The organism is Rhodococcus sp. P4_F3_2 (assembly GCF_056401335.1).
The window spans coordinates 22,043-45,838 of record NZ_JBFUJN010000010.1 but is presented as its reverse complement, the minus strand read 5'-3'; the positions used below and the strand labels follow the sequence as shown (position 1 = coordinate 45,838).

General features: G+C 61.3%; 20 protein-coding genes. 10 read left to right on the top strand and 10 right to left on the bottom strand.

The genetic code is table 11. The features are described from left to right. The first annotated feature begins 1 nt into the window (after nucleotide 1). Both AC1DWA_RS12535 and recD read left to right on the top strand, forming a co-directional pair. Nucleotides 2–3,319, top strand: a complete 3,318-nt coding sequence (locus AC1DWA_RS12535) for a UvrD-helicase domain-containing protein (RefSeq protein ID WP_477846373.1) — start codon at nucleotides 2–4, stop codon at nucleotides 3,317–3,319. After that, entirely contained in the window at nucleotides 3,316–5,184 is a 1,869-nt protein-coding gene (gene recD, locus AC1DWA_RS12530) for an exodeoxyribonuclease V subunit alpha (protein ID WP_477846372.1), read from the top strand. The genes AC1DWA_RS12535 and recD overlap by 4 nt, the downstream gene beginning before the upstream one ends. Before the next feature lie 26 nt (nucleotides 5,185–5,210). On the opposite strand, the gene AC1DWA_RS12525 is transcribed toward recD, so the two are convergent. Next, nucleotides 5,211–5,579 (bottom strand): cupin domain-containing protein, encoded by a 369-nt coding sequence (locus tag AC1DWA_RS12525; RefSeq protein ID WP_462374520.1) that lies wholly within the window; start codon nucleotides 5,577–5,579, stop codon nucleotides 5,211–5,213. A 245-nt stretch (nucleotides 5,580–5,824) separates the two neighbouring features. Continuing rightward, complete coding sequence (locus tag AC1DWA_RS12520; protein ID WP_477846371.1) at nucleotides 5,825–6,388, bottom strand: TetR/AcrR family transcriptional regulator; 564 nt, start codon at nucleotides 6,386–6,388, stop codon at nucleotides 5,825–5,827. A gap of 98 nt (nucleotides 6,389–6,486) precedes the next feature. Here AC1DWA_RS12520 and AC1DWA_RS12515 point away from each other — a divergent pair, with 98 nt between their 5' ends. Continuing rightward, nucleotides 6,487–7,713 carry a metal-dependent hydrolase family protein gene (locus AC1DWA_RS12515; protein ID WP_477846370.1) on the top strand — a complete coding sequence of 409 codons (1,227 nt, stop codon included), beginning with the start codon at nucleotides 6,487–6,489 and terminating at the stop codon, nucleotides 7,711–7,713. Beyond that, complete coding sequence (locus AC1DWA_RS12510) at nucleotides 7,710–8,495, top strand: alpha/beta hydrolase (protein ID WP_477916680.1); 786 nt, start codon at nucleotides 7,710–7,712, stop codon at nucleotides 8,493–8,495. The genes AC1DWA_RS12515 and AC1DWA_RS12510 overlap by 4 nt, the downstream gene beginning before the upstream one ends. A 76-nt stretch (nucleotides 8,496–8,571) precedes the next feature. Here AC1DWA_RS12510 and AC1DWA_RS12505 read toward each other — a convergent pair whose 3' ends face one another. Both AC1DWA_RS12505 and AC1DWA_RS12500 read right to left on the bottom strand, forming a co-directional pair. Further along, nucleotides 8,572–9,882, bottom strand: coding sequence for an NAD(P)/FAD-dependent oxidoreductase (locus AC1DWA_RS12505; protein ID WP_060938419.1), 1,311 nt, complete (start codon nucleotides 9,880–9,882; stop codon nucleotides 8,572–8,574). A 214-nt stretch (nucleotides 9,883–10,096) separates the two neighbouring features. Then, a complete protein-coding gene (locus AC1DWA_RS12500) occupies nucleotides 10,097–11,437 on the bottom strand; it encodes an MFS transporter (RefSeq protein WP_477846368.1) in 1,341 nt (446 codons plus the stop codon). A gap of 419 nt (nucleotides 11,438–11,856) precedes the next feature. Here AC1DWA_RS12500 and AC1DWA_RS12495 point away from each other — a divergent pair, with 419 nt between their 5' ends. After that, nucleotides 11,857–13,074: a PucR family transcriptional regulator gene (locus AC1DWA_RS12495; protein ID WP_046379770.1), complete on the top strand. Its 1,218-nt coding sequence runs from the start codon at nucleotides 11,857–11,859 to the stop codon at nucleotides 13,072–13,074. 66 nt (nucleotides 13,075–13,140) lie between these two features. Here the strand turns inward: AC1DWA_RS12495 and AC1DWA_RS12490 are convergent, their stop codons facing one another. Together AC1DWA_RS12490 and AC1DWA_RS12485 are read right to left on the bottom strand one after the other, a co-directional pair. Beyond that, nucleotides 13,141–13,458 (bottom strand): hypothetical protein, encoded by a 318-nt coding sequence (locus AC1DWA_RS12490; RefSeq protein ID WP_477846366.1) that lies wholly within the window; start codon nucleotides 13,456–13,458, stop codon nucleotides 13,141–13,143. Nucleotides 13,459–13,714: 256 nt separating this feature from the next. Then, nucleotides 13,715–15,139 (bottom strand): outer membrane protein assembly factor BamB family protein, encoded by a 1,425-nt coding sequence (locus AC1DWA_RS12485; RefSeq protein WP_477846365.1) that lies wholly within the window; start codon nucleotides 15,137–15,139, stop codon nucleotides 13,715–13,717. A 246-nt stretch (nucleotides 15,140–15,385) separates the two neighbouring features. Between AC1DWA_RS12485 and AC1DWA_RS12480 the strand changes: the two genes are divergently transcribed. Both AC1DWA_RS12480 and AC1DWA_RS12475 read left to right on the top strand, forming a co-directional pair. After that, nucleotides 15,386–15,985: an RNA polymerase sigma factor gene (locus tag AC1DWA_RS12480; protein WP_019746930.1), complete on the top strand. Its 600-nt coding sequence runs from the start codon at nucleotides 15,386–15,388 to the stop codon at nucleotides 15,983–15,985. Next, nucleotides 15,985–17,106 (top strand): CU044_5270 family protein, encoded by a 1,122-nt coding sequence (locus AC1DWA_RS12475; protein ID WP_477846364.1) that lies wholly within the window; start codon nucleotides 15,985–15,987, stop codon nucleotides 17,104–17,106. Before AC1DWA_RS12480 ends, AC1DWA_RS12475 begins: the two co-directional genes overlap by 1 nt. A gap of 64 nt (nucleotides 17,107–17,170) precedes the next feature. On the opposite strand, the gene AC1DWA_RS12470 is transcribed toward AC1DWA_RS12475, so the two are convergent. Together AC1DWA_RS12470 and AC1DWA_RS12465 are read right to left on the bottom strand one after the other, a co-directional pair. Then, nucleotides 17,171–18,472 (bottom strand): TrpB-like pyridoxal phosphate-dependent enzyme, encoded by a 1,302-nt coding sequence (locus AC1DWA_RS12470; protein ID WP_477916677.1) that lies wholly within the window; start codon nucleotides 18,470–18,472, stop codon nucleotides 17,171–17,173. A gap of 258 nt (nucleotides 18,473–18,730) precedes the next feature. Continuing rightward, nucleotides 18,731–19,189 carry a PaaI family thioesterase gene (locus AC1DWA_RS12465; protein WP_003945940.1) on the bottom strand — a complete coding sequence of 153 codons (459 nt, stop codon included), beginning with the start codon at nucleotides 19,187–19,189 and terminating at the stop codon, nucleotides 18,731–18,733. Between the two features lie 85 nt (nucleotides 19,190–19,274). Between AC1DWA_RS12465 and AC1DWA_RS12460 the strand changes: the two genes are divergently transcribed. The 3 genes from AC1DWA_RS12460 (at nucleotide 19,275) to AC1DWA_RS12450 (ending at nucleotide 21,705) form a co-directional block, all read left to right on the top strand. Further along, nucleotides 19,275–19,850, top strand: a complete 576-nt coding sequence (locus tag AC1DWA_RS12460; RefSeq protein ID WP_097387865.1) for a TetR/AcrR family transcriptional regulator — start codon at nucleotides 19,275–19,277, stop codon at nucleotides 19,848–19,850. Between the two features lie 72 nt (nucleotides 19,851–19,922). Further along, complete coding sequence (locus AC1DWA_RS12455) at nucleotides 19,923–20,426, top strand: SRPBCC family protein (RefSeq protein WP_007734158.1); 504 nt, start codon at nucleotides 19,923–19,925, stop codon at nucleotides 20,424–20,426. A 28-nt stretch (nucleotides 20,427–20,454) separates the two neighbouring features. Continuing rightward, nucleotides 20,455–21,705 (top strand): NADH:flavin oxidoreductase/NADH oxidase family protein, encoded by a 1,251-nt coding sequence (locus AC1DWA_RS12450; RefSeq protein WP_020968459.1) that lies wholly within the window; start codon nucleotides 20,455–20,457, stop codon nucleotides 21,703–21,705. Here the strand turns inward: AC1DWA_RS12450 and AC1DWA_RS12445 are convergent, their stop codons facing one another. Both AC1DWA_RS12445 and ald read right to left on the bottom strand, forming a co-directional pair. Then, nucleotides 21,706–22,581: an aldo/keto reductase gene (locus AC1DWA_RS12445; RefSeq protein WP_477846363.1), complete on the bottom strand. Its 876-nt coding sequence runs from the start codon at nucleotides 22,579–22,581 to the stop codon at nucleotides 21,706–21,708. Between the two features lie 53 nt (nucleotides 22,582–22,634). Next, complete coding sequence (gene ald, locus AC1DWA_RS12440) at nucleotides 22,635–23,735, bottom strand: alanine dehydrogenase (protein ID WP_019746935.1); 1,101 nt, start codon at nucleotides 23,733–23,735, stop codon at nucleotides 22,635–22,637. Nucleotides 23,736–23,796 lie beyond the last annotated feature (61 nt).

The following is a 23,796-nucleotide window of genomic DNA, read 5'->3' as shown; positions in this document are numbered from 1 at the left end:
CGTGGACTTCGACCTTTTGGGGCCGCTACCGACCGGCACCACGGTGTTGGAAGCGAGCGCCGGAACTGGCAAGACCTACGCGATCGTCGGACTCGCGACCCGTTGTGTTGCCGAAGGTCTCGCTGACATTTCGCAAGTTCTGCTGGTGACATTCAGCCGGGCCGCCACTCAGGAACTTCGTGAGCGTGCCAGGGAGAGGTTCGCCGGAGTGTCCGCCGCTCTGGTCGACCCGGAGGCGGCGAGGCGGTCGGATGATGATCTGGTGTCGTACCTCGCCACAGCTGACGACGAGGAGATCGGCGTGCGGCGTCGTCGACTCCTGCGCGCTCTCGCGGAGTTCGACGCCGGCACCATCACGACCACCCACAGTTTCTGTCAGAGGATGCTCGACGGACTCGGCATCGCCGGGGAACGCGAACCCGACACAACTTTTGTGGAGTCGGTCGACGACCTGATCAGTGAGGTCGTCTCGGATTTGTACCTCAGCCGCTACAGCCGGACGGACTCGTCTCCACCGTTTTCCACGAAGGACGCGCTGGCCATTGCCCGAAGCGCAGTCGGCGATGGCCAGGCAATTCTCGAACCCGACGGCGAGGAGGAGACCGCTCCCGGTCAGCGAGTCCTGTTCGCGGCGGCTGCTCGTCTCGAGGTTGAACGACGTAAGCGGACCAAAGGAATTCGCGACTTCAACGATCTCCTGACGCTGCTGCACGGCGTGTTGACGGATCCGGAATACGGCCCCGTCGCGTGCCGTCGGGTGCGCGAGAAGTTCAAGGTCGTGCTGATCGACGAGTTCCAGGACACCGATCCGTTGCAGTGGGACATTCTGCGGTTGGCCTTCCACGGTCACACCACCCTGGTCCTGGTCGGTGATCCCAAACAAGCCATCTATGCGTTCCGCGGGGCAGAAGTCCTGAGTTATCTCGATGCGGTCAATCAGGCGGATGCGCACCAGGAGTTGACCACCAATTGGCGCAGCGATCCAGGGTTGTTGGCGGCACTCGAACACCTCTACGGCGGCGCCGCACTGGGTAACGAGGGCATCGTCGCGCATCCAGTAGAGGCTTCGCACAAGAAGTCTCGGTTGTCCGGCCCGATGCCGATGCGTGTACGCCATCTGCCGCGTACCGGAGCCGGACCGCTCAATCGTTCGGGATTTCCGGCCGTAGGCAGACTTCGCAGTCGCGTCGCGGACGACGTCGCAGCAGACGTGGTCGGACTGCTTGGCAGCGATGCCCGCTTGGCAGTCGACGGTGATCCGCGCCCGGTCGAGCCGGGAGACGTCGCGGTATTGGTGCGCACCCACAAGCAGGTGGCGATGATTCGCGATGCCCTCGATGCCGTAGGTGTACCGTCCGTGTTGACCGGCGGTTCCAGTGTTTTCGCGACACCCAGCGCAACACAGTGGCTATGGCTGCTGCAGGCGATCGAGCAGCCGCACCGGTCTGATCGCGTCCGGTTGACCGCCCTCTCTCCGATTTTCGGGCGCACCGCCGAAGAATTGGACCTCGACGGCGACAACGTCGTCGCGGAACTCGCGGGTCAACTGCGCTCATACTCCGGGTTGTTCGCACGCGTCGGGTTCGCAGCCGTGTTCGAAAGGATCTCCGCCGAAACGAATCTGGAGAAGCGTGTACTCGCGGCCCCGTCCGGCGAACGAGATTTCACCGATCTGCGGCACGTCGCACAACTTCTCGGCCGCGTCGCCACCGAGGAAGCGTTCGGGTTGAGCGCATTGGTTCGCTGGCTCTCCGATCGGATCAAGGACCCGACGTCCGGGAGTGCCACCGACAGAAGCCGTCGCCTCGACAGCGATGCTGCCGCTGTACAAATCGCAACCGTGCACGCCACCAAAGGGCTCGAATTCCCGATCGTCTACGTCCCGTTCAGTTGGGAGAGCGTGGGCGGCTTCAACTCTCCGACGCAGTTGTTGCACGATCCGGATGGGCGCCGCATCCTCGACGTCGGTGGGCAGGAAGGCCCGGGGCACAACGCCAGAAAGACTGTTGCGGAGGCTGAAGAAGCGGGCGAAGAACTGCGACTGCTGTACGTGGCGCTCACCCGGGCGCAGTGCCAACTCGTGCTCTGGTGGGCGCCAAGCTACGGGACCTCCCGCTCGCCACTGCACCGGTTGATGCTCGGACGTACACCCGGCATCGCCGAACCTGCTCGGGTAGTGAAGGTGCTCGACGACGGTACAACCGCAGCACGACTCGCGACGTGGCCGGCAGCAGCTTCCGATGTGATCTCGGTGGAACCTGTTGGTCCACATCCTCCGTCGCCCGTCCAGTGGTCCGGTGCAGCCGCGAACGTGACCGAACTGGCCGCGGCGCGTTTCGATCGAGACCTGGACACTCTCTGGCGTCGTACGTCGTACTCGGCACTGACCGCCGGAGCGCACCACGCGGTCACGAGCACCGACAGTGAGGTAGAGGATCCCGAAAAGGACGACGAGCCAGAGGATTCCGTAGACGTCGGGACCGTCACCCCCTCGCCGCTGGAGGCGTTGCCTTCACCGATGAACGGTCTTCCGGCGGGCGCCGCATTCGGCACGCTGGTGCATGAAGTGCTCGAGGTAGTGGACACGGCTGCTTCAGACCTGAGAGCGGAACTCGGTATACGCTGCGCCGAGGCGGTCTCGGTTCGGGCGGCCGAGGTCGACTCCGAAGCACTCGCGGATGCGTTGTTGCTGGTGATGCAGACTCCACTGGGATTCGGAACCTTGGCCACGATCGCGCCGAAAGATCGTCTTCCCGAACTCGATTTCGAACTCCCACTGGCCGGTGGCGACGATCCGGTGTCGATGAGTGTCACACTTCGCGGAGTGTCGGAACTGTTGAGGCGCCACCTTCCCCCGGACGACATTCTGGCGTCGTACGCCGACCATCTTGACCGTGTCGAGACGTCACCGATGCGCGGGTTCCTGACGGGCAGTATCGACGCCGTCTTGCGGATCCCGGGCCCGTCGTTCGTGATCGTCGACTACAAGACAAATCGGCTGGGCCGCGGCGATCTGACGGCTGCCAACTACACGCGCGAACTCATGGCGACGGAGATGATGCGCTCGCACTATCCCTTGCAGGCACTGCTGTATTCGGTTGCGCTGCATCGATATCTGCGGTGGCGACTGCCCGACTACGATCCGCATCACCATCTCGGAGGCGCGCAGTATCAATTCGTGCGGGGGATGCTCGGCCCGGACAGTCCGCCGGAATGTGGTGTATTCGAATGGAAACCGCCTGCTCAGCTGACGGTTGAACTATCGGATCTGCTGGCCGGTCTTGATGCGTCCCACACAGTAGGGGAGAAGATTCGATGACCGAGGCGCAATTGGCGCAGCGCGCCAAAGGGATCGTGCGAATCTTCAATGAAGCCGGGGTTCTGGTTGCCGCCGACGTTCATGTCGCGACGAGAGTGTGCAGCCTGGGCGGTGAAACTTCCGAAGAAGTGATGCTGGCCGCGGCGTTGGCAGTTCGGGCCGTGCGATCAGGTTCGGTGTGCCTCGATCTACGACGGATGCGCGACGTGAGCGTCGACAATGCGACGGAAGACGAACTCACGTCGTTGCCGTGGCCCGAACCGTCGGAGATCGTTGCTGCCCTTCGCCTGAGCCCTCTGGTGATCGGCGGCAACGCCGGACCGCTCAGGCCCCTCCGGTTGGTCGACACGGACGACGGTGAGCTTCTCTACCTCGATCGGTACTTTCTGCAGGAGCAGACGATTCGGCGAGTGCTCGACGAGCGTGCGTCCACGTGGCCACCCGCCGACCTGAAAGCGGTCCGAGCGCGACTGGATTCGCTGTTCGTAGACGAGAACGGGCCGACCACCAGCCCTGATCGTCAACGGATAGCCGCTGCTCTCGCCGCGACACAGTGGACGACGGTCATCGCCGGTGGGCCCGGAACCGGCAAAACCCATACGGTCGCACGTATTCTCGCTCTCGTGTCGGAGGAACTGGGTTCGAATGCTCGCATCGGGCTGGCCGCACCGACGGGTAAGGCCGCAGCACGTCTGCAAGAGTCCGTACGTGAGCAGACCGCGAGCCTTGGCCTTCCCGAAGAACTCGCGGCCATGACCCTGCACCGGCTACTCGGTTGGCAGCGGGGGAGTTCGAGCCGTTTCAAATACAATGCGACCAACAGACTTCCCTACGACGTGGTCGTCGTCGACGAGACGTCGATGGTCTCCCTCACCTTGATGGCGCGCCTGCTCGAGGCCGTTCGCCCCGATGCCCGTCTGCTGCTTGTCGGCGATCCCGATCAGTTGACCTCCGTCGACGCCGGCGCTGTTCTTGCTGACCTTGTCGCCCGCCCGGTAGAAGTCAGTAGAAATCCGGCGCTGACACAGTTGGTGGGTGACGATCTCACGGCCACTGGTTCCGAAGAGGCGCTGAGTGCGGATGAGCAGGATCGTCTGCGGGGCGGGATCATTCAACTCTCACGTGGGCGCCGCTTCGACGGAACCATCGCGTCGTTGGCCAGGGCAGTGCGAGCGGGAGATTCCGCTGAGGTTCTGCGTATCCTGCGTAGTGGCGATCCCGCCGTCTCCTTCCATTCTCCCGAGGATGTTGACGCATTACGCGCCGACATCGTTGCGAGTTCAGAGGTGGTGACGAGGTCGGCCGAGGAGGGTGATGCGATCGGCGCCCTGAAAGGCCTGGAATCGCACCGTCTTTTGTGCGCTCACCGTGACGGACCGTACGGTGTCGGGCGGTGGGCGCAGCAGGCGATGGAGTGGGTCGGCACGGCATCAGGGCAATTTCTGGATCCGACGAGGTGGTATCCGGGCCAACCCCTGTTGGTGACGGCCAACGACTACGAGGCCAAGATCTACAACGGGGATGCCGGGGTGATCGTGCAGCGTGAGGATGGCGTTCCTATTGCCGCATTCCAGCGGGGGAGTGATGCGTTTCTGATTCACCCGAGCCAACTTTCGTCGGTGCAGACCGTTTACGCGATGACGATTCACCGGAGCCAGGGCAGCCAGTACGACACGGTATCGGTGATGCTGCCGGCCGAAGCGTCGTCACTACTGACCCGGGAGTTGTTGTACACGGCGATCACTCGCGCCAGAAACCATGTGAGGGTAATCGGCACGGAGGATTCCGTGAGGGCGGGAGTTCAGCGACAGGTGCTCAGGGCAAGTGGGCTGCGTCGGGAGATCCGTCCGTACGACGGGCCGTGAAAGTCGGATGTTGCGGATTCTCTTGGTCATTCGTTGTATACGACGAACACCTTGCGCACGGTCTCGGTGACCGTCCACGTACCCTTCCATCCGATTGGGAAGATTGCACTCGTCCCGGCAATGAGATGTACGGGATCGCCGTCGTCCTCCTCGACGGTCATGGCGCCGGAGACGATGGTGATGATCTCGCCGCGGGTGAGGAACTCCCACCGCGACTTTCCCGGTTCGCTCTCCCAGACTCCGGATTGAATGCGGCCGTCGTCACTGGTGAACTCGACATCTGCACGAGTGATGATGTCTCCGCCGAGTGGCTCTGCACTGGGTTGGCCGAGCAGTGCTTGCTGGAAGATCCCACTTGCGCTGTTCAACTCTGCGGCACGGAAGGTAATGGTCACAATTCAATCCTGACTTTCGAAACTCATGTGAATCATCGGACTTGTCGATGATGTCGTGTGTCTGCTGGGGCGGGATAGGTTCACTTGTCGCATCTTTCGGCACTTCGCTCGTACAGATGTCGAAAGTGCGATCACCCACCACTTGGCCGGGGTTGAGGGAGCCAGCTGACGCCGAAACAGGCCCGAGCCCATGACAAAACCGCCCCCGTCCGTGATTTGGAACGAGGGTGATCGGTTGTGCGGCCTTACGTGGTGGACGCTGTCAACGAGGTGATGAAGCGCTCGGCTGCCGCGTCGACCTCGGCGTCGGGGGTGAGCAATTTCTGCAGCAACAGTCCTCGCAGACATGCGGTTGCGATGATGCTCTGCTGCTTTGCATCCACCACTGTGAATCCTTCGCGGAGTGCTGCCACTTCGAGGAGGTGAGCCAAGTCGTCGAGGTCGGCGGCGAAATCTTGAAATGCTTTGTGCTCGTACACCGCAAGTCCGGCCAGGTGAAAAAAGGTGCGGCTTCGATCTTCATGCTCGGCGTTCGAGTAGAAGCTCCAGATCGCCCTGCACAGGGCTGCGAACCCAAGATCTTTGCCCATCGCGGCGATGACGAGGTTGTCACGGCGGCGCGCTTCCGACAGTACGGCGCTGAGGAGACCTGGTCGTGATCCGAAGTGATAGGTCAGAAGCGTGTGGTGCACTCCGAGTCGCTCCGCTACTTGGCGCATCGACAGCTTCGGACTTGGGCCGGTTTCACCGAACTCGTCGAACAGTGCCTGTAACAGTCGCTCTCGACCCTCTCCAACCGGCGATCTCACGCTACCTCCATTGACGGGTTCACCACTGTTGAGTACGGTACCGCATATCGAATTCACCAGTGTTTAGGAGAGTGGTTTCTAATGCTCGGGAGGTCCCTTTGACTGACGTATGGTTTGCCGGCGGCATGGTCGCGGATGGATCGGGTACCGACCCGGTCGAAGTCGACGTGTGCGTGAGTGGCGGCATTGTCACAGCGATCGGACAGGCGCCGTCGGGTTCGACGACAGTTGACTTGGACGGCATGCTTCTGACTCCGGGGCTGATCGATGCTCATGTCCACCTGGGTATTTCGAGTCCGATCCGAAGGCAATTCGGGTTTGAGCTCTCGGCAGCCGAACTGGCTGCGGGCATCTTCGCCACCGCGGGCGATGCCCTCGACGCGGGCTTCACCACGGTGCGAGACGTCGGTGGCATCGACGGCGGAGTCGTCGACGTTATTGCGAGCGGCAAGGTGCGTGGTCCGCGTGTCCTCTCGTGTGGTCCTGTGCAGTGCCAGACCGGTGGACACGGCTACTACGGGGCCGCATGGGAGCCGACCGAGCTGTGGAACATGCACCACATTCCAGGGCTCTGCGCCTTGTCCTTGATGTCGGGTAATGCCGACGAGCTACGACGCAACGTGCGCGAATCGTTCCGCCGAGGGGCCACATTTCTGAAACTGTGCGTCACCGGCGGTGTCGTCGGAGGCCATGACCGCCTCACCGACACACAGTTCACCGTCGAGGAAATCTCCGTGGCAGTGGAAGAAGCAGCGTCGCGCGGCACCTACGTCACGGTCCACGCGCACAACAATGCGGGCATTCGCAACGCAGTGCGGGCGGGAGTGCGGTGCGTGGAACACGGCACCGACATCGACGCGGAGACTGCCCAGTTGATGCGCGAGCATGACGTGGCTCTGGTCCCTACCTTCGCCGTGGTCGAGCAGTTGACGGACACCGAAAGCATGGACCTGGACCCTGCAATACGAGAACGTGCAGCCGGAGTGCGTCAACGCATGGCCAGAGCGCTCGCGGCCTCTCGCGCAGCAGGCCTGAGGATCGGCCTGGGCTCGGACCTCATCGGGCCGCACCAAAAGCGCCGAGGTGAGGAGTTGCGCTTGCGCGCGGAGTTGGAGTCGCCGATGCATGCACTCGTTTCGGCCACCAGCGTCAATGCCTACATTCTCGGTATCGGGAAAACCGTCGGGACTATCCGCGTCGGTATGCAGGCGGACATGGTTGCTTGGCAGCAAGACCCACTCCGAGACGCAAAGGTGTTCGCCGATCCGGACATGGCTGCTCTCGTCGTGAAGTCCGGAAATATCGTCAAGGGAGACGTTCGATGAGCGCAATGCTGCACGGATGTTTTGCAGACACGGAGTACTTCGAAATCACGGCGAAGTCGGGACACAGCTACGGCGTCTGGGTGACCATACCCCCCGGCTACGCGGACTCCACGGATCCCTTACCGCTGATCTACGTGATGGACGGCAACTGGGCTGTAGGTCTTACCGCCCCGCTCATCGTCACGCAGGCAGACCCGTACCTGACGGTCGCCCCGTACATTCAGGTCAGTGTCGGATATGCCGGTGAGGAAGCCGCCAACTGGGCACGGCTCCGCAACCGCGATCTCGTGCCGCCTGGGGAACCGGTAGGCGAAGAAATGATGGCTACTCTTGCCGCTGCTCGCGACTCTGGTGCAATGACCCAGGAGTACGTGGACGCCTACCTCGAGGAGCTGGCAGACACCCACGGGGACGTCTTCCTCGACTTCCTGACCAACGAACTCCACCCTCGCCTGTACTCGTCGGAGCTACGTGTCAGCGAGTCCGGGCACGGACTCTTCGGGTACTCGTACGGAGGCCTTTTCGCCCTCTACGCATGGCTGCGCGACGCGCCCCCATTCGCGACCTTCGGTGCGGGTAGTCCCGGAGTTGTGAACGCCGACAGCCAGATCCACACACTGGTCGAGGCACTGCCCGAGCGTGGCGTGGGCTCAGTTGTTCCGCAGCTGCACGTCACGCTGAACGAAGCCGAACTGACTGGACCCATTCCGATCTATCGCGGACTGTCACGCAACGTTCTCGCCGTCGTGGAGCCCGTTGAAGGCGAAGGCGGGTGGGGGTGACCACCACGTAGTGGACACCCACAGCCGTGTCTATTCAGTTGTCGCGGCTATCGATTCTCCAAGCCGGACAAGACTTCTAACCCATGACCGTCCCGGTCGACTCGGCATTGGGTGCCCGAAGGCGGGAGAATGCGCCGAGGTCGATTTCGAGCCCGGTGTGCATCCCGACATAGGTCAGGGGATCAGCGTCGTGATCGTGTCCAGCTTCCACTTCGTCGATGATCCTGGACATGAGGCGCCCAGCGATGGGCGCATTTTTGAATTGGTTCCCGCTGGTGCCCATGGCGACGTAGAAACCTTGTCTGTCTGTCTTGTCGTAGATCGGGGTCCAGTCAGACGCTGCGTCGTACACGCCGGCAATACCTTTCGGTTGTGAAGGGACCTCCAGGGTGGGGAAACGCCTGGCGGCGCGGAAAACCTGCGCTTCGAATCGGGCAACAGTGCGATTCGGGTTTGCGGTATCAGGATCGTCGATCCACTCGAGCGGATCGCAATCCGGTTCGGTTCCGCCGACGAGGAAACCGTTTCCAGGTTCGGCTCGCATGTAGGTTCCGAGATCCAAATCGGCGATCATCGGGCCGAGGATCTCGTCGTCGTTGTACTCAGTGGGTGCGGTGATGTGATGGACTTCCTGACGCAAGGGCCGAACCGAAACCTTGAAGTCGGACCCGACATTCGACAGCTTGTTGAACGCTCCTGACCAGGGGCCGGCGGCGTTGACGACAATCTTGGATTTCACACTTTCCCCGTCGTCGAGCCCTAGCTGCCAGGTGCCGTCAGGCAACTGCTCGACTGCCACCACACGCGTGTTGTATGCGAAAACCGCACCGTGCGAACGTGCTGCCGCAGCAAGATTCGCGGCTGCCAGTTGCGGGTCGTCGACGAACCCCGCCTGCGGTGTGTACAGCGCGCCGAGCGTGGTTTCCGCATCTGCGAAGAAGGACTCCGAGTCGACTGGCTTCGGTGGATAGTATTTACCTGCGTCGATACCGGGAATCTTTTCGACGAGTGTCGTTGCGTCCCAGAGTTGGTAGTCGATTCCGATCTTCTCGAACAGTCCAATCGTGCGCGCGTGGGGTGCGACGTCGACATCGAGCAGTGCCATCCCGCATTGCCGAAACTTCGCAAGCGCGCCGTCGACTGTCGCGTTGAGATGCTCGTTCCAGTTTTGCCAGCAATGCAGCGACTCCCAAGCCGCAGCCATACCGTCGAATGTGGAGTAGTTGAACCGGATGACCGCACTGGATGCACTGGTCGAGCCGTAGCCCGGACCACCAGACTTGTCGATGACCAGGACTTCGTAGCCTCGAGCGGCCAGTTCGTAGGCGATGGAGCTGCCGATCACTCCAGCTCCGACCACAACTGCATCGGTCTTGTCGGTAGGCACTCAGCTATTCGATCCGGCGAGCTTGGGTTCTGGTAATTCCGACGCCGTCGACTTCCTCTGGAGACCCGCATCCCGACTTCTCGGATTCGGCTCTGCCTTAATGGATTTGGTACCTGAAAGTCCAGAGGTGTCCGTCGTCCTCAACTCTCTCGTGGCGGCCATCGGAACGCTATCGACAGCTGCTCAAAAAATCACAGCCGTGGCGCGTCCGTTGTCAGAAATGTTTCGTCGAGCTGCCCCGCGTGGCAGACCAGTCTTTCGATTCCGGAATCCCTCGCCACAGAATGGGAAGTGCGATCAAAGCGATGGCGGTCGCGTAGAAGGCAGGCGACAGATCGCTTCCAGTGGCGTTGACCAGTGCTGCGCACACCAGCGGCGCAGTTCCTGCAAAGAGCGCATATGCGATGTTGTAGGGGATTGCCGTGCCGGTGAATCGAGCATGCGTCGGCATCATTTCGAGGATTACGAGCAAAGCGGACGCGAGTAGGGAAAGCGCGATGACCAGAGCAGCCAGTGCAATGGCAATCGCGAAAATGTTTCCGGTGCCGATGAGCATGTAGCTGGGCACTGAAACGAAAACTGACATCACCATGCCGATTCTGACGAGAGGTCTCCGGCCGATTCGGTCGACCGTGGCGCCGAAGTAGATGAACAGCGGGACTGCGAGAACCAAAGCGCCGGTTGTCATCAGCAGTGCCACCGTGCTCGAAACGTCGGCTGAAAGAATCAGAAATGTCGGCATGTAGCCGAGCAGCATATGAGTAACGACACCGAGCGAGGCGAAATACACGAATGACGTGAGCAGAGTCCGCCAGTGATTGCGGAACAGATCTGTGAGAGGGCGGGTTGGAAGGGAATCGTTTTCTTTCATTTCCTTGAAAGCCGGAGTTTCCTCGACCGCAAGCCTCATGAACAGTCCCACCATGGCGACAACGCCTCCGATGATGAACGGCCAACGCCATCCCCCGTCGGCAAAGGACTCAGTGCCGACCAAGCTGAATGACAAGACTGTGACCGTGGCCAAGATGCTGCCGACGAACGACGAAGAGCTGATAATCCCTGCGTACAAGCCTCGGCGGTGAGACGGCGCATGCTCGACGACGAAGGTTGCCGCTCCGGTGTATTCGCCGCCGGCCGAGAATCCTTGAACCAAGCGACAGAGCAGCAGCAACAGCGGTGCTGCAACACCGATCGAAGCGTAGGTCGGTAGGAGGCCGATAGCCGCTGTCGAGCAGCCCATGAGCGTAATTGCCAGGGACAGTGACCTCCGTCGGCCGAGGCGGTCACCCAGTCTTCCGAAGAATATGCCGCCGGCAGGTCTGGCCAAGAATGCGACTCCGTAAAGAGCGAAGGTGGCAAGCAGTGCGCCACTGCCGAACTCCGGAGGGAAGAACACTGTCGCGAGAACTGCGGCAGTGAAACCGTAGATCGTGAAATCGAACCATTCGACGATGTTGCCTGTCGCGCCGGCAATCAGGGCCCTACGGCGCGCCGATCGACGTCCGGGTGACGTCTCGGTTTGATGCTCTACAGGAGCATTTGCTGTGCCGGTCATGATGATTCCTCTCGGGATATGCTGAATAGCAACGGTTTTGCGACGTCACGGTGGCCGATGTCGTTCGGAGGCATGCGAAATTGAAAGAGGCCGACCGGACCCACGTTGATCTGGCGAACGGAGGTTGCGATCGATTCCGGATCAGGGACAACGCTTTCTCACGCGAGAGCGTGTCGGCTGGCTTCGGCCCACAATGCAAATCTCACGGCTGCAACGAATCTCGTCGCTGTCGTRCAACCTGTCGTTGCTGGGTATGCCTGTTCGCGGGCCGAGCGAACACGTTCCGGGTCTCATGTGCTTCGGCATGTAGCGAGCTTATGGCGCGAAAGTTAGTTGCATCACTGTCATTCGTTCAAATTGTCGCGGACGAATTTAGTCATATGTTGCAAAACGGCGAGCGTGGCTCGTACAGTTCGACCATGGCCGGAGAACTACAGCATTTGGTGGATACTACCGGGCGACGACTGGACCGTTCCGTTGCGATCGACGATGCACAGATCCGTCTACTCGCGTACAACTCGCATGACAGTGCCGTCGATTCAGTCAGAATGAATTCCGTTCTACAGCGGAATGTTTCACGCGAGATTGTGGACTTCATCTACGCGAGTGGAGGCCGTGAAGCCCTCGATCTCTTCACTGTTCCCGTCAACGAAGAACTAGGGCTGACCCTTGGCCGGGTCGGGATGCCGATCCGGTACCGCAATGCGCTGCTGGGCTTCGTCTGGCTGTTGACTTCAGAGGGCGAAGTTGACGAGGATCAAGCCGAGGTCTTGAGGCGCACGGCTGATGCGGCGGCGATGATCCTCCACCGCGAACAGTTGCTGGACGAGTTGTCCCGAAGTCGGGAGCGGGAACTTACTCGAGACGTACTGTCTGGCGAGCGGTCGCTGCGCGAGGACGCGGCAAGCAGATTGGCTGATGAGGGCTTGATGGCTGCGGGTCCAGCAGTCGCGGTCACTATGTTGCTTCGTCCCGTGGACCGGTCGACATTGACCGAAAGAGATCGTCTGAGTGTTGCCGTCGGCGTCGATCAGCTTCGGCGGAGGCTCCCGCGGAACAGTGCAATCCAACTCGACCGCCCCGACCACAGTCTGTTGATCGTATCGGTGGCCGAACGCTCGACTCAAACCCATCTGGACTCGTTGATCGTGGCAGCCCGGGAGCGAGTCTTGTCTGAAAGTGGGCGCCAGAACATCGAATGTTGGGTTGGTATCGGTGAACCGCGAACCTCGGTTGCAGACGTGCGCGAATCCTACGAAGAGTCCAGACGCTCCGCAGATGTAGCCCAGGTCGTCAAGGTGCTCGGAAATGTTGTGCATTATCGGGATCTCGGCGTCTACGGACTTCTGGCCGAACTGTCGGAGGATCGACTCGAGAACAGTATTCACTCAGGTTTGCAGTCCTTGCTCAGCCATGAGGACTCAAAAAGTGAGGCTCTTCTCGCGACGCTGGAGAGCTTTTTGGACAATGCCGGTGACGTAAAGCGAACGTCCGAGGCGCTCTGTGTGCATCGAGGGAGCTTGTACTATCGTTTGCGGCGAATTCAGGAGATAACACGCGCAGACTTGGCAAACGGCGACGACCGGTTGGCATTGCATTTGAGTCTGAAAGTCGCGCGGTTGTTAGATCTCCGATGATCCCAACCGAGAAGAGGGGACTGCGGAAGAATCCAGCGGCTCAACGTAGTTCGGGGCTTTCGATCGTCAATCGGGATGGTTCTGGGGTGGGAAAGGAAGCGCGTCGTACATCGGCCGGGGTGGGTTGGCTTGACCTGCTGAGACGTTCATACGTTTGATCGGGCACCTTCTATCCTCCTGTCGGCAGATGCGGCGGAGTGCAACTTTTTCGGGCATTGAAAGTGCAGAATCGTCCAGATGGGTGTCGAGCTGCGTGAAGAACGCGCGTTTTTGCAAACCGAAATGACGACGAATTTGGTCTGAGTTCGGTCCCCCGGTACGCAGATGTTTGCGCGCAAACTGGACTATTTGTTGCCGACTGAACGCAGGGGATTTCGCGTCCATCCCGTTGGCTCCCTTTACGGTTGGATTGGATCAGATACCTGAGCCGGTGCGATTTTTACGCACCCCTTCACTGCAGGTCTGGTCTGATCTTTCCGAAATTGGAGTCGCGGAGATATATGCAGTTGTTCGAGATCGTTCCCCCGAAATTGAACAAACGCGCCAGACTGGATTGTGGCCATTGATGCTGCACGTCTAGCCATTTGCTTGCTGCTGAACTGGCTGGTCAGTACGACACGGTATCGGTGATGTTGCCGGCCTAACGCCAAACGGTGAAATGGTTCTGCCAGGAGAACGACACGTTTTTGCCGGCATTCGAGACGACGACTCCACGCGGATCAACCTCTGGGGGAAGGGGAACCGACCACATCATCTTTCCGTCGCGAGCCCGGATCGAATGCATTCCGGTGTAGTCGCTGAAGACGAAGTGGTCGCCATCGGTTACCCCGCTGCGAACCCAGTACGCGTCTTGCCAGGGCGTTTGCCACAACTGTCGGCCACTCTCGATGTCGAGACCCGAGATTGTGCGCGTCTCCGGCGACGTGACCAGGATTGTTTTTCCTACCACTGCGGCGATGGCGCTTCCCGTCCCGGCCATCGCGGTGTTGACGATTTGTGAACTGCGCCAAAGTTCGTCACCGGAATTCGGGTCGTAGGCGCCGTCGCCGAGAAACATCGGCAGGCCCGTCGAGGACTTACTTGGGTAGGACGACGATGAGTACGAGGGAATCGGTATCGCACGAATCGTGGATCCATTTGAAGCCAAGAGGTTTTGGGTTCCCACATAGCCTGATCTGCCGCCGACACTAGTCAGGAACAATCCGTTCCCGGCCGGGGCAAGCGAATCACCCTCGAATCTGAATCGTTCTGCGCCGGAATCCAGATCGTAGATTCGATAGCGGTACTGTGGGTGCCCGCCATCGCCCTGTTCCATCGCAATGACAGTGTCGGTGTGAGGGACCGTGTAGACGGCCCCGAACTTCTCACTTGGTTCGAAGGTGCGAACGAAGTTGGCCGTTAAGTTGGTTGTGTTGCCGCTGGCGAGAATTCGTGTTCGAATCGTTCCGTCCATCCTTTCGCCGGACGTGTACACGGTGTCTCCGGTGATGACGGCGCCATTGAGATCGAAGTCGGTTCCGAGGTCGGACATAAGAGTTCCGGTCGCGGTATCTACAAAGATCATCCGTCGATCGCCCCAGCACGCGATGATCGTGGATTCGTTCTGCTGACTGCACTGGCCGATGACTCCGCCGATTCGCGTTTTCCACAGCGGACTTCCGTCGTCGGGATTCACACCGACCAGTGTGACGGCACCGACTCCCTGACTCGACGAAGACTCGTCGGTCTTGGGAAGGGGATAAGCAGTCGCAGCCACCAGCACGTCACCGACTTGGTACGTGTTGCCGTAGCCGTAGTAGCGATCGAGGCCGGAAGGCATCGACAGCAGTACGTCGCCGGAGTTGTCCGTGAGCGTTCGAACATCGAGTTCCCAGGCTTGTTGCGGAGGATCGGAGAGGTCCACGTCGACAACGCCCTGCTCGACGATCGGACCGCCTATCTTCTGCTTCGGCGAGGCCGCCTCACTGGAGTCGGAGAGTGCCGATACGACGATGAACGCGATCGCCACGATCAACGCCAGTCCGAGGGCGACCAGTTTCCAGTGTTCCTTCAACCGAAGCTGCATCGAAAGACCGTAACCGATCGAGCAAACTGATCGGTTCGTTTCGCGGACGGCCGGCACGATGTCGATCGCGAGATCGAGCCCACGGCCTACCGCGTCAGGGCCGGGTAGCGTTTGTCTCCGACCAAGAGACTGAGAACCGTCGCTGCGTAGTGAAAAACTCGGGGGGAAATTGCGGATCGTCCCTCGTTATCGCCGCCCGCTCAGGCACTCCGGGGACGCTATGGGCCGCACCGACCAAGTATCACCGTGACATCTTCGAGCCCACCCGGTGATCGCGGCACACCGGACCCGGACCTGCACAGCCCGCGCGTGGCGGAGGTCTTCGCTCAACTCTTCGACGCCCATGCCGCCGATCTTCGTCGCTACGTGTGTGCCCGAGCCGGCGAACATCATGCAGACGACCTCGTCGCCGAGGCTTTTGCCGTCGCGATCGATCGTCGATCCACCTACGACCCTAGCCGGGCTCCCGTTCGCGCTTGGTTGTTCGGCATCACCCACACCCTGCTCAGGGCACACTTTCGCTCCCAGGATCGCGCCGAACGCGCACTCGCGCGGGTACATGGCGAACGTGCCGTGTCCGAGACTGCGCCGGAAGACCTTGTCACGGCTCGGGTGGACGCGTCCCGCCGCCTCGAGGTGATCGCGTCGGCACTCGCCGAGCTGACGGAGGACGAACGCGACGTGCTGCTCCTCTCGTCCTGGGCCCATCTCGAGCCGGCTGAGATCGCGGAGATCCTGTCCGTGCCGGCCAGCACCGTCCGGTCCAGGCTGCACCGCACACGCACTCGCCTGCGGACTTTGCTGCTCGACTCCGAAAACCTCCAACAAGCCTCGGGAGAGAACTGATGCCGAATCGTCGGACCGATCCCCTGGACGACACGTTGCTCGAACTCCGCGATGCGCTCGACAAGCCGGACGTCGACGCCTTGGCAGCGATCCGGAATCGGGTCCTCGCCGACGCGGAAGCGGCCGAAAGTTCTCCGCCGGTACCCAGTCGCAGGTTCGCTCTGCGGCGCGTGCCCGCTTCGGTCTACGCCGGTACCGCGGTGCTCATGGCCCTCTGCTTGGCTGCGATGCTGGTGCAGTTCACACCTTCAGAGCAGACAGGCACTACGGGTGGTGTGTCGCTGCCGGTGCCTTCCATCGAACTCGCCTCCGCCGAACACGTCCTACAGCAAGCCGCGCGCTCTCTCGAATCGATCGAGATGATCTCCGCTCGACAGGGACCGTTTCGACTCGTCGAGGAGCACGCGTGGGTCCAACAGGGGATGGAGTACGGATCTCCCTACGAAGCAGGGCCCGACGCTCCACGCAACGGCTACACCTACCTGCTCGAAACCCGTTCGCAGCTATGGATTCCGGCAGACGAAACACAAGAATGGCTCGAGCGGCGGTCAACTGGCCAGTCGCGGTGGCTCGGCGGCACGACGCCGGAGAGTGAATCAGCTCTGTACATCGACGAAACCCGAAACGGGGAATGGCGTGCCCGCTGCGGCAGATTCTTCGACGACAATCGCGACAACATCAACTGCGTTCCGGACGACTGGGACGATCCCAACTTCTATCGGTCGCTGCCCGCTGACCCCGAGGGGTTGCTTCGATGGCTCCGCGACTACACGGCGCCGCGCGGTTCGACGCCGGAAGCGATGTTCCACATCGCGATTGAAATACTGAGAGCCGGCATGATGCCGCCTGACGTCAAAGCGCAGTGGTATCGCGCGATCGCCGGAATCGATGGTGTGGAGACCGTGGAACAGACCACGCTCGACGGTCGATCCGGAATCGCACTCGGGCTCAGCGGTGTTCACGAGCGTCGCGACTTGATCATCGATCCGGGAACCGGTGAGTTCATCGGTGAACGACGGGTCGCGGGCGCAGCTCCGGAAGATCCTTGGATAGCCCCCGGCACCGTATTGGGGACAAGTTCGATCACTGTCCGGCCGGTCGACGAATTGGGATCCGAATAGGGAACGTGCTCGGTGTGACGAAGTGTGGTGGCCTCGCACACACGAGACCACCACACCGACGGCGTCAGACGTAAGGCGAGTACGCCGGGAGATCCAACTGACCGTTGCCCGACAGTCCGATCACAATCACCTCGGGTTCGGTGACGGCGCGAGCGTGAGCGATGGCGCCGGCAACCGCGTGGGTTGATTCCGGAGCCGGGATGATCCCTTCGGCGCGGGCGAAAATCAGACCGGCCTGGAGCGCGTCGTCTTGATCGACGGCAATCGCATCCATGAGTCCGAGGTTGACCGCATGCGAGACCATCGGCGACATGCCGTGGTAGCGAAGGCCACCCGCATGGATCGCCGGGGGAACGAAGTCCTTACCCAGAGTGTGCATCTTGAGCAGCGGCGTCAACCCGGCGACGTCACCGAAGTCGTAGCGGTACTCGCCCTGAGTGAGGGACGGGCATGCCGAAGGCTCGCAGGCGACCAGACGAGTCTTGGTGCCTTCGCGAAGGTTTCGTCCCAGGAACGGGAAGGTGAGTCCGGCGAGGTTGGAACCGCCACCGGCGCAACCGAACACGGTGTCGGGGACGGCGTCGCCGGCTTCTTCGAGCTGGACCATTGCTTCCTGACCGATCACGGTCTGGTGAAGCATGACGTGATTCAGCACGCTGCCGAGTGAGTAGTGCGTGTTCGGATCCTGCGCAGCGACCTCGACGGCCTCACTGATCGCCATACCGAGCGAGCCGGTGGTGTCGGGATGCGACTTCAACAGTGCGCGTCCGGCTTCCGTCAGGTCGGAAGGCGACGGGTGACAGATTCCGCCGTACGCCTCCATCTGGATGCGTCGGTACGGCTTCGAATCGAAGGAGGAGCGAACCTGCCACACCTCGAYGTCGAGTCCGAGCAGTGCGCCCGCGAACGACAGCGACGCACCCCACTGGCCTGCGCCGGTTTCGGTGGTGAGCTTGGTGGTTCCTTCGATCGCGTTGTAGTACGCCTGCGCGACAGCAGTATTCGGCTTGTGCGAACCGACCGGGCTCACGCCTTCGTACTTGTAGTAGATGCGGGCAGGCGTGCCCAGAGCGCGCTCGAGTCGATGCGCCCGGAACAGGGGAGAGGGCCTCCACATGCCGTAGATCTCGCGAACCGTCTCCGGGATCTCGATGTAGCGCTCGGTTGCGACTTCCTGCGCGATGAGGTTCATCGGGAACAGCGGCGCCAAGTCCTCAGGGCCGAGCGGCTCACGAGTGCCCGGATGCAGGTGCGGGGGAACAGGCTCGGGGAGGTCAGCCGCCAGGTTGTACCAGTGCGTCGGCACTTTCGACGGGATGGAGACGCCCAAAGGCTCGAGCGAACGGTTGAGTGGGGTGGTGGTCAACTAACTCTCCTTCGTGGATTCGGTACCTGATCTTGGCGGTCGTAGCGACGACGCGTACGGCATTTGCCGGATCGGGGATCCTGGAGAGGAGCCTGCTGGACCACCCGATGTCGGTCCGGGCAGCACGCAGTTGCGGCTGACCGTCAGCGGTCGGGCCACCAGAGGTGCGCAGTGAGCAGGGTCACGAGCCGATCGTACATCGGTACTCGCACCCTGCTCACGTCGGGCGCGGCTACATTTTCGCCATCCTCCGTCGGCTCAGCGGAAAATCATGCACGTCGTAGTTCCGTGCGCCACCAACTTGCCGTTCTTGTCCAAGACCTTGCCCTCTGCGGTCGCGGTACGCCCGCCCACGTGAATGACACTGCCGTGGGCTGTCAGTTCGTCACCGTCGAGAGGCACCGTGCGGATGTAGTTGAGCTTGAGTTCGAGGGTCGTGTAGCCGACGCCGGCCGGAAGCATCGTGTGCACCGCGCAGCCCATGACCGAGTCGAGCAGCGTTGCGCAGATGCCGCCGTGCACGGTGCCGAGCGGGTTGCTGAAATCGGCACGCGGGGTCAGTGCGAAGCTGACGGATCCCTCGTTGACCTCGCGCATCTCCATGCCGAGGAGGCGTCCGATGCTGGGTCGGTCGTTGACCTGCGTTCCCATCCAGCGGAGAAGTTCGAGGCCTGTCATCTGCGCCGGATCGACGGTTGCGGTTGTCTCGTCACTCATTGTTTCATCCCATCACTATGTAGGTCGTCATACATAACGTAGCGTATGAGTTGACAGGTGTACCGACGGCCGAAGGATCTGTGACATGGCAGAGCTGAGCTCACGTGATCGCATGATTCGTAGTGCGGTCGAACTGATCAGCCGCAACGGTGTCGATGCGACATCCTTCAGCGACGTCATCAAGCACAGCGGCGCGCCCCGCGGGTCGATTTACCATCACTTCCCCGGCGGCAAGACCGAGCTGATGGTCGAAGCTGTGCGCGCGGCTGGTGCGATCATCACCAGACGAATCAGCTCGGCTGCGGCCACCGGTTCCACTGCCGACGTGATCGAAACGGTCGGAGACATCTGGCGACTCAATCTCACGCGCTCGGACTTCGCGATCGGCTGCCCGGTGATTGCCGGCGGGTTGGCACGCGCCAGTGAGCCAGAAGTCGCGGAAGTATCGGCTGAGGTCATGCTGGGATGGCAGAAGTTGATCGAATCGCAACTCGAAACTGCGGGTTATCCTGCAGTGCAAGCAAAGTCGATGGCAAACCTGACGATCACGTCGGTCGAAGGTGCAGTGGCGGTGTGCCAGACGACTCGAAGTATCGAGCCGCTCGAACAGGTCATCGCTTCACTGCAGGGGCTCTCTCGTTCTGAGGCTTGGTCCCGCTGAGCCTTCGGGGGTTGACTTCGGCCATCAAGTATCCGTAACTTCATGTAACGGCTAATTAGGCAGGAGTAGGCGATGACACATTGGTTCGACCTCGAACCGGTCGGTGTCGATTTCTTCGACACGGCACCGCATATCTTCACGTACTCGATCGACCTCGCCGCCGAACCTGATGTCGTCTGGGCCGGTCTGACCGCCGACGAGCCTTTGTCGTGGTGCCGACTGCTCACAAAAGTGCACTACACCTCGCCGCGCCCCTACGGCGTCGGCACGCGCCGAATCGCGGAGGTGGGCGGTGGCGCGATGCAGATGCGCGAAAAGTTCATCACCTGGGACGACGAAACGCGTCGGCACTCGTTTTACGTCGAACAGTCCAATGTTCCGCTGTTCCAATCCTTCGCGGAGGACTACCGCGTCGACGAGCTCGCAGTGGGTTCGAGACTGCAGTGGAATTTTGCATTCTCGCCGCGTCCGAAGCTGTCGCTCGCGGTGCGCGGCGGGCTACCGGTCAACTCACTGATCTTCTCGAGCTTCGTGCGCGATACCAAGCGGCACTTCGGTTCTGCGCCACGCCATTGACTTTCTTCCCTTCATGCGAGAGGTATCCATGACCACACTCGGAGAATCGTTGACTTTGCCCTGTGGGCAGATACTGCGGAATCGCACGATGAAAGCTGCGCTCAGTGAGGCTCTGGGGGACCGGACTCATGGACCGTCCACCCGCTTGGAAACGCTGTACGGCCGTTGGGGCAGTGGCGGGTTCGGATTGCTCGTCACCGGCAATGTCATGGTCGATCGATCGCAGATCGCCGAACCGGGCAACGTCGTCGTCGACGACGATCGTGATGCCGAAGCGCTGACTGCCTGGGCCAAGACTGCCAAGAACGGCGGCGCCGAGATCTGGATGCAGCTGAACCACCCAGGGCGGCAATCCAACCCGATCGCCAGCAGAGGTCGACCGGTCGCACCGAGCGCGATTGCTCTGAAGATTCCGGGAATGGCGACGCCGCGAGAACTCTCGACTGCTGAGATCGAAGAGATCATCGACAAGTTCGCGGAAACCGCTCGCGTCGCCGAGTCCTCCGGCTTCGGAGGCGTGCAGATACATGCCGCCCACGGTTATCTTGTTGCGCAGTTCCTTTCGCCGTTGACCAATCAGCGGACGGACGAGTGGGGTGGAGATCCCGAGCGTCGACGACGCTTTCTGATCGAAATCGTTCGGCGCATACGCTCGACCGTTGCTCCCGGATTCGCGGTGTCGGTCAAACTCAACTCGGCTGATTTCCAGCGCGGCGGATTCTCGGAAGACGAATCGCGAGAAGTAGTACGCGCGTTGACCGAAGAGTCGGTCGATCTCATCGAGATCAGCGGTGGCAGTTATGAATCGCCGGCCATGATGGGTAAAGCGCAGAAGCAGAGCACTCGCGATCGAGAGGCATATTTCCTCGAGTATGCCGAGACGGTTCGAGCGATTGCCGGCGACATTCCCTTGGCGGTCACCGGCGGCTTCCGCTCGCGATCGGCGATGGTCGAGGCACTCGCTTCCGGCGCCTGCGACGTGATCGGCCTCGGCCGGCCGACGATCACGATTCCCGACGCGGCAACCGTTCTCCTGGAATCGAATCGGGAACGATTGATCGTCCCGACTGTGGAGTTCGGAGCGCGGAAGTTGTTGGGGAAGGTTGCCGACATCTCGATGCTCGACGGTGCACTCGACCTGCAGTGGCACACCGATCAGTTGCATCGAATGGGCGACGGTAACGAGCCGGATCCGGCTCGGCCGTGGTGGAAAACCCTCGGGACCATGGTGAGGCGAAACGGAATCGATGCGCTTCGCCCCACCAAACGAGCGGCTTGATCAGTTCGGTGCACCGATGTTGAGTTCATCGGGATGCGCGCCGATGCGGGTACCGTCGTCGAGAGTGTCGATTTCGCTCAGATCGAGATCAGTGAGTTCGAAGTCGAATACGTCGATGTTCTGAGCGATCCGGGCGTCATGCACTGATTTCGGGATGACGATCAGGCCGTTCTGCAGGTGCCAACGGATCAGGACCTGCGCGGCAGTCTTGCTGTGGCGGTCACCGATTCGAGTGATGATCGGATCGGTGAGCAGCGTGTTGGGCTTCGATGCCTTACCCCAACCCGCGTTGCTGGTACCGCCGAGTGGGCTCCACGATTCGACCTTGATTCCGTGCTCGGCGGCCTTGTCGCGGATCGCGTGCTGCGTGAGGTGCGGATGCAGTTCCACTTGATCGACTGCCGGCAACAATCCGCCGCGATCGACGAGAAGCTGCAGATGATGCGGCTCGAAGTTGCACACCCCGATTGCCTTGGCGCGGCCCGATTCCGCGATCTTTTCGAGCGCGTCCCAAGTGCGGAGGAGTCGGTCGTTGTCCTGCAGTGGCCAGTGGATCAGATACAGATCGACGTAATCGACGCCCAGCTTGTCGATGCTGCTGTCGAAAGCCTTCAACGCCGGCTCGTAGCCCTGATCTGCATTCCACAGCTTCGTGGTGAGGAATATGTCCTCTCGCGCGACGGACGAGTTGGCGATACCTCGTCCGACGCCCTCTTCGTTCCCATAAGCGGCAGCGGTGTCGATGTGCCGGTAGCCGGCGTCGTCGAGAGCGAACCGCACTGCATGCTCGGTTTCGTCGTTGGTGGCCTGCCAGACTCCGAGGCCGAGTTGCGGGATCGTGGTTCCGGAATTCAGCGTGATGTCAGGATTGCTCATGGATCAAGGCTAGCGATCTAGAGCTTTCCTTGCCTGGGTCAGAGCCGCCTGGGTCAGAGAGTCGTAGCCGAGTACCCATGCGCCGCTGCAACACTGTCGGACAGGAGCAGGCCGTCGTGTGTGCTCAGTCCCGACCCCAGGCCGGGAACTGTCGCGACCGCGTCCTTCCACCCCTTGTCTGCCAATGCGACGACGTACGGAAGCGTCGCATTGGTGAGCGCGTACGTCGACGTACGGGGGACGGCTCCGGGCATGTTCGCAACGCAGTAGAAGACGGAACCGTGAACCTGGTACGTCGGATCGGCGTGCGTGGTCGCGTGTGAATCCTCGAAGCAGCCGCCCTGGTCGATGGCGATGTCGACCAGGACAGAACCCGGCTTCATGCGCGCCACCAGGCTGTTGGAGACGAGAGTCGGCGCCTTCGCCCCGGGGACCAGCACTGCGCCGATGACGAGGTCGGCGTCGAGTACTGCCTGTTCCAGTTCGAGGCTGTTGGACGTGATGGTCTTGACCTGGCCGTGGTACAGCTCGTCGATTTCCCGCAGGCGCGCGATCGACAGATCGAGAACGGTGACGTCGGCCTGCATGCCGTAGGCCACGGCGATGGCGTTCTTGCCGGAGACGCCAGCACCGATCACCACGACCTTGGCGGGGCGCACTCCGGGGACGCCGCCCATCAGCACTCCGCGTCCGCCGCCGTGACGCATCAAGTGGTAGGCGCCGGCCTGCGGCGCAAGGCGTCCGGCTACTTCGCTCATCGGTGCGAGAAGGGGCAGTGAACCGTCGGAACCGACAACGGTTTCGTAGGCGATGGAAGTGGTCTTCGAAGCCAGGAGTGCGTCGGTGCATTCCTTCGACGCCGCCAGGTGCAGGTAGGTGAAGAGAACCTGGTCCTTACGGAGTCGCGAATACTCTTCTGCAATAGGTTCTTTGACCTTCAGGAGTAGATCTGCGTCTGTCCAGACCTGATCGGCGGACCCGAGGATCTGCGCGCCCGCGGCCTTGAAATCCTCGTCACTGAACGAGGAGCCGACGCCTGCGCCCGTTTCGATGACGACCTCGTGCCCTCGGCCGACCAGTTCGTGGACGCCTGCTGGGCTGATAGCCACGCGGTACTCGTGGTTTTTGATTTCGCGGGGGATTCCGACCTTCATGACACGGCTCCGAACTGAGTCTGTTGTTTCTTCGAATGGCAGGTGCCAAGCATGAAGTTTC

Coding starts and splice junctions, on each gene's coding strand:
- AC1DWA_RS12460 (WP_097387865.1), top strand. CDS start 19,275: ATGGCAGAGCTGAGCTCACGTGATCGCATGATTCGTAGTGCGGTCGAA.
- AC1DWA_RS12475 (WP_477846364.1), top strand. CDS start 15,985: ATGCCGAATCGTCGGACCGATCCCCTGGACGACACGTTGCTCGAACTC.
- AC1DWA_RS12450 (WP_020968459.1), top strand. CDS start 20,455: ATGACCACACTCGGAGAATCGTTGACTTTGCCCTGTGGGCAGATACTG.
- ald (WP_019746935.1), bottom strand. CDS start 23,735: ATGAAGGTCGGAATCCCCCGCGAAATCAAAAACCACGAGTACCGCGTG.
- AC1DWA_RS12485 (WP_477846365.1), bottom strand. CDS start 15,139: ATGCAGCTTCGGTTGAAGGAACACTGGAAACTGGTCGCCCTCGGACTG.
- AC1DWA_RS12500 (WP_477846368.1), bottom strand. CDS start 11,437: ATGACCGGCACAGCAAATGCTCCTGTAGAGCATCAAACCGAGACGTCA.
- recD (WP_477846372.1), top strand. CDS start 3,316: ATGACCGAGGCGCAATTGGCGCAGCGCGCCAAAGGGATCGTGCGAATC.
- AC1DWA_RS12465 (WP_003945940.1), bottom strand. CDS start 19,189: ATGAGTGACGAGACAACCGCAACCGTCGATCCGGCGCAGATGACAGGC.
- AC1DWA_RS12455 (WP_007734158.1), top strand. CDS start 19,923: ATGACACATTGGTTCGACCTCGAACCGGTCGGTGTCGATTTCTTCGAC.
- AC1DWA_RS12495 (WP_046379770.1), top strand. CDS start 11,857: ATGGCCGGAGAACTACAGCATTTGGTGGATACTACCGGGCGACGACTG.
- AC1DWA_RS12510 (WP_477916680.1), top strand. CDS start 7,710: ATGAGCGCAATGCTGCACGGATGTTTTGCAGACACGGAGTACTTCGAA.
- AC1DWA_RS12490 (WP_477846366.1), bottom strand. CDS start 13,458: ATGGACGCGAAATCCCCTGCGTTCAGTCGGCAACAAATAGTCCAGTTT.
- AC1DWA_RS12445 (WP_477846363.1), bottom strand. CDS start 22,581: ATGAGCAATCCTGACATCACGCTGAATTCCGGAACCACGATCCCGCAA.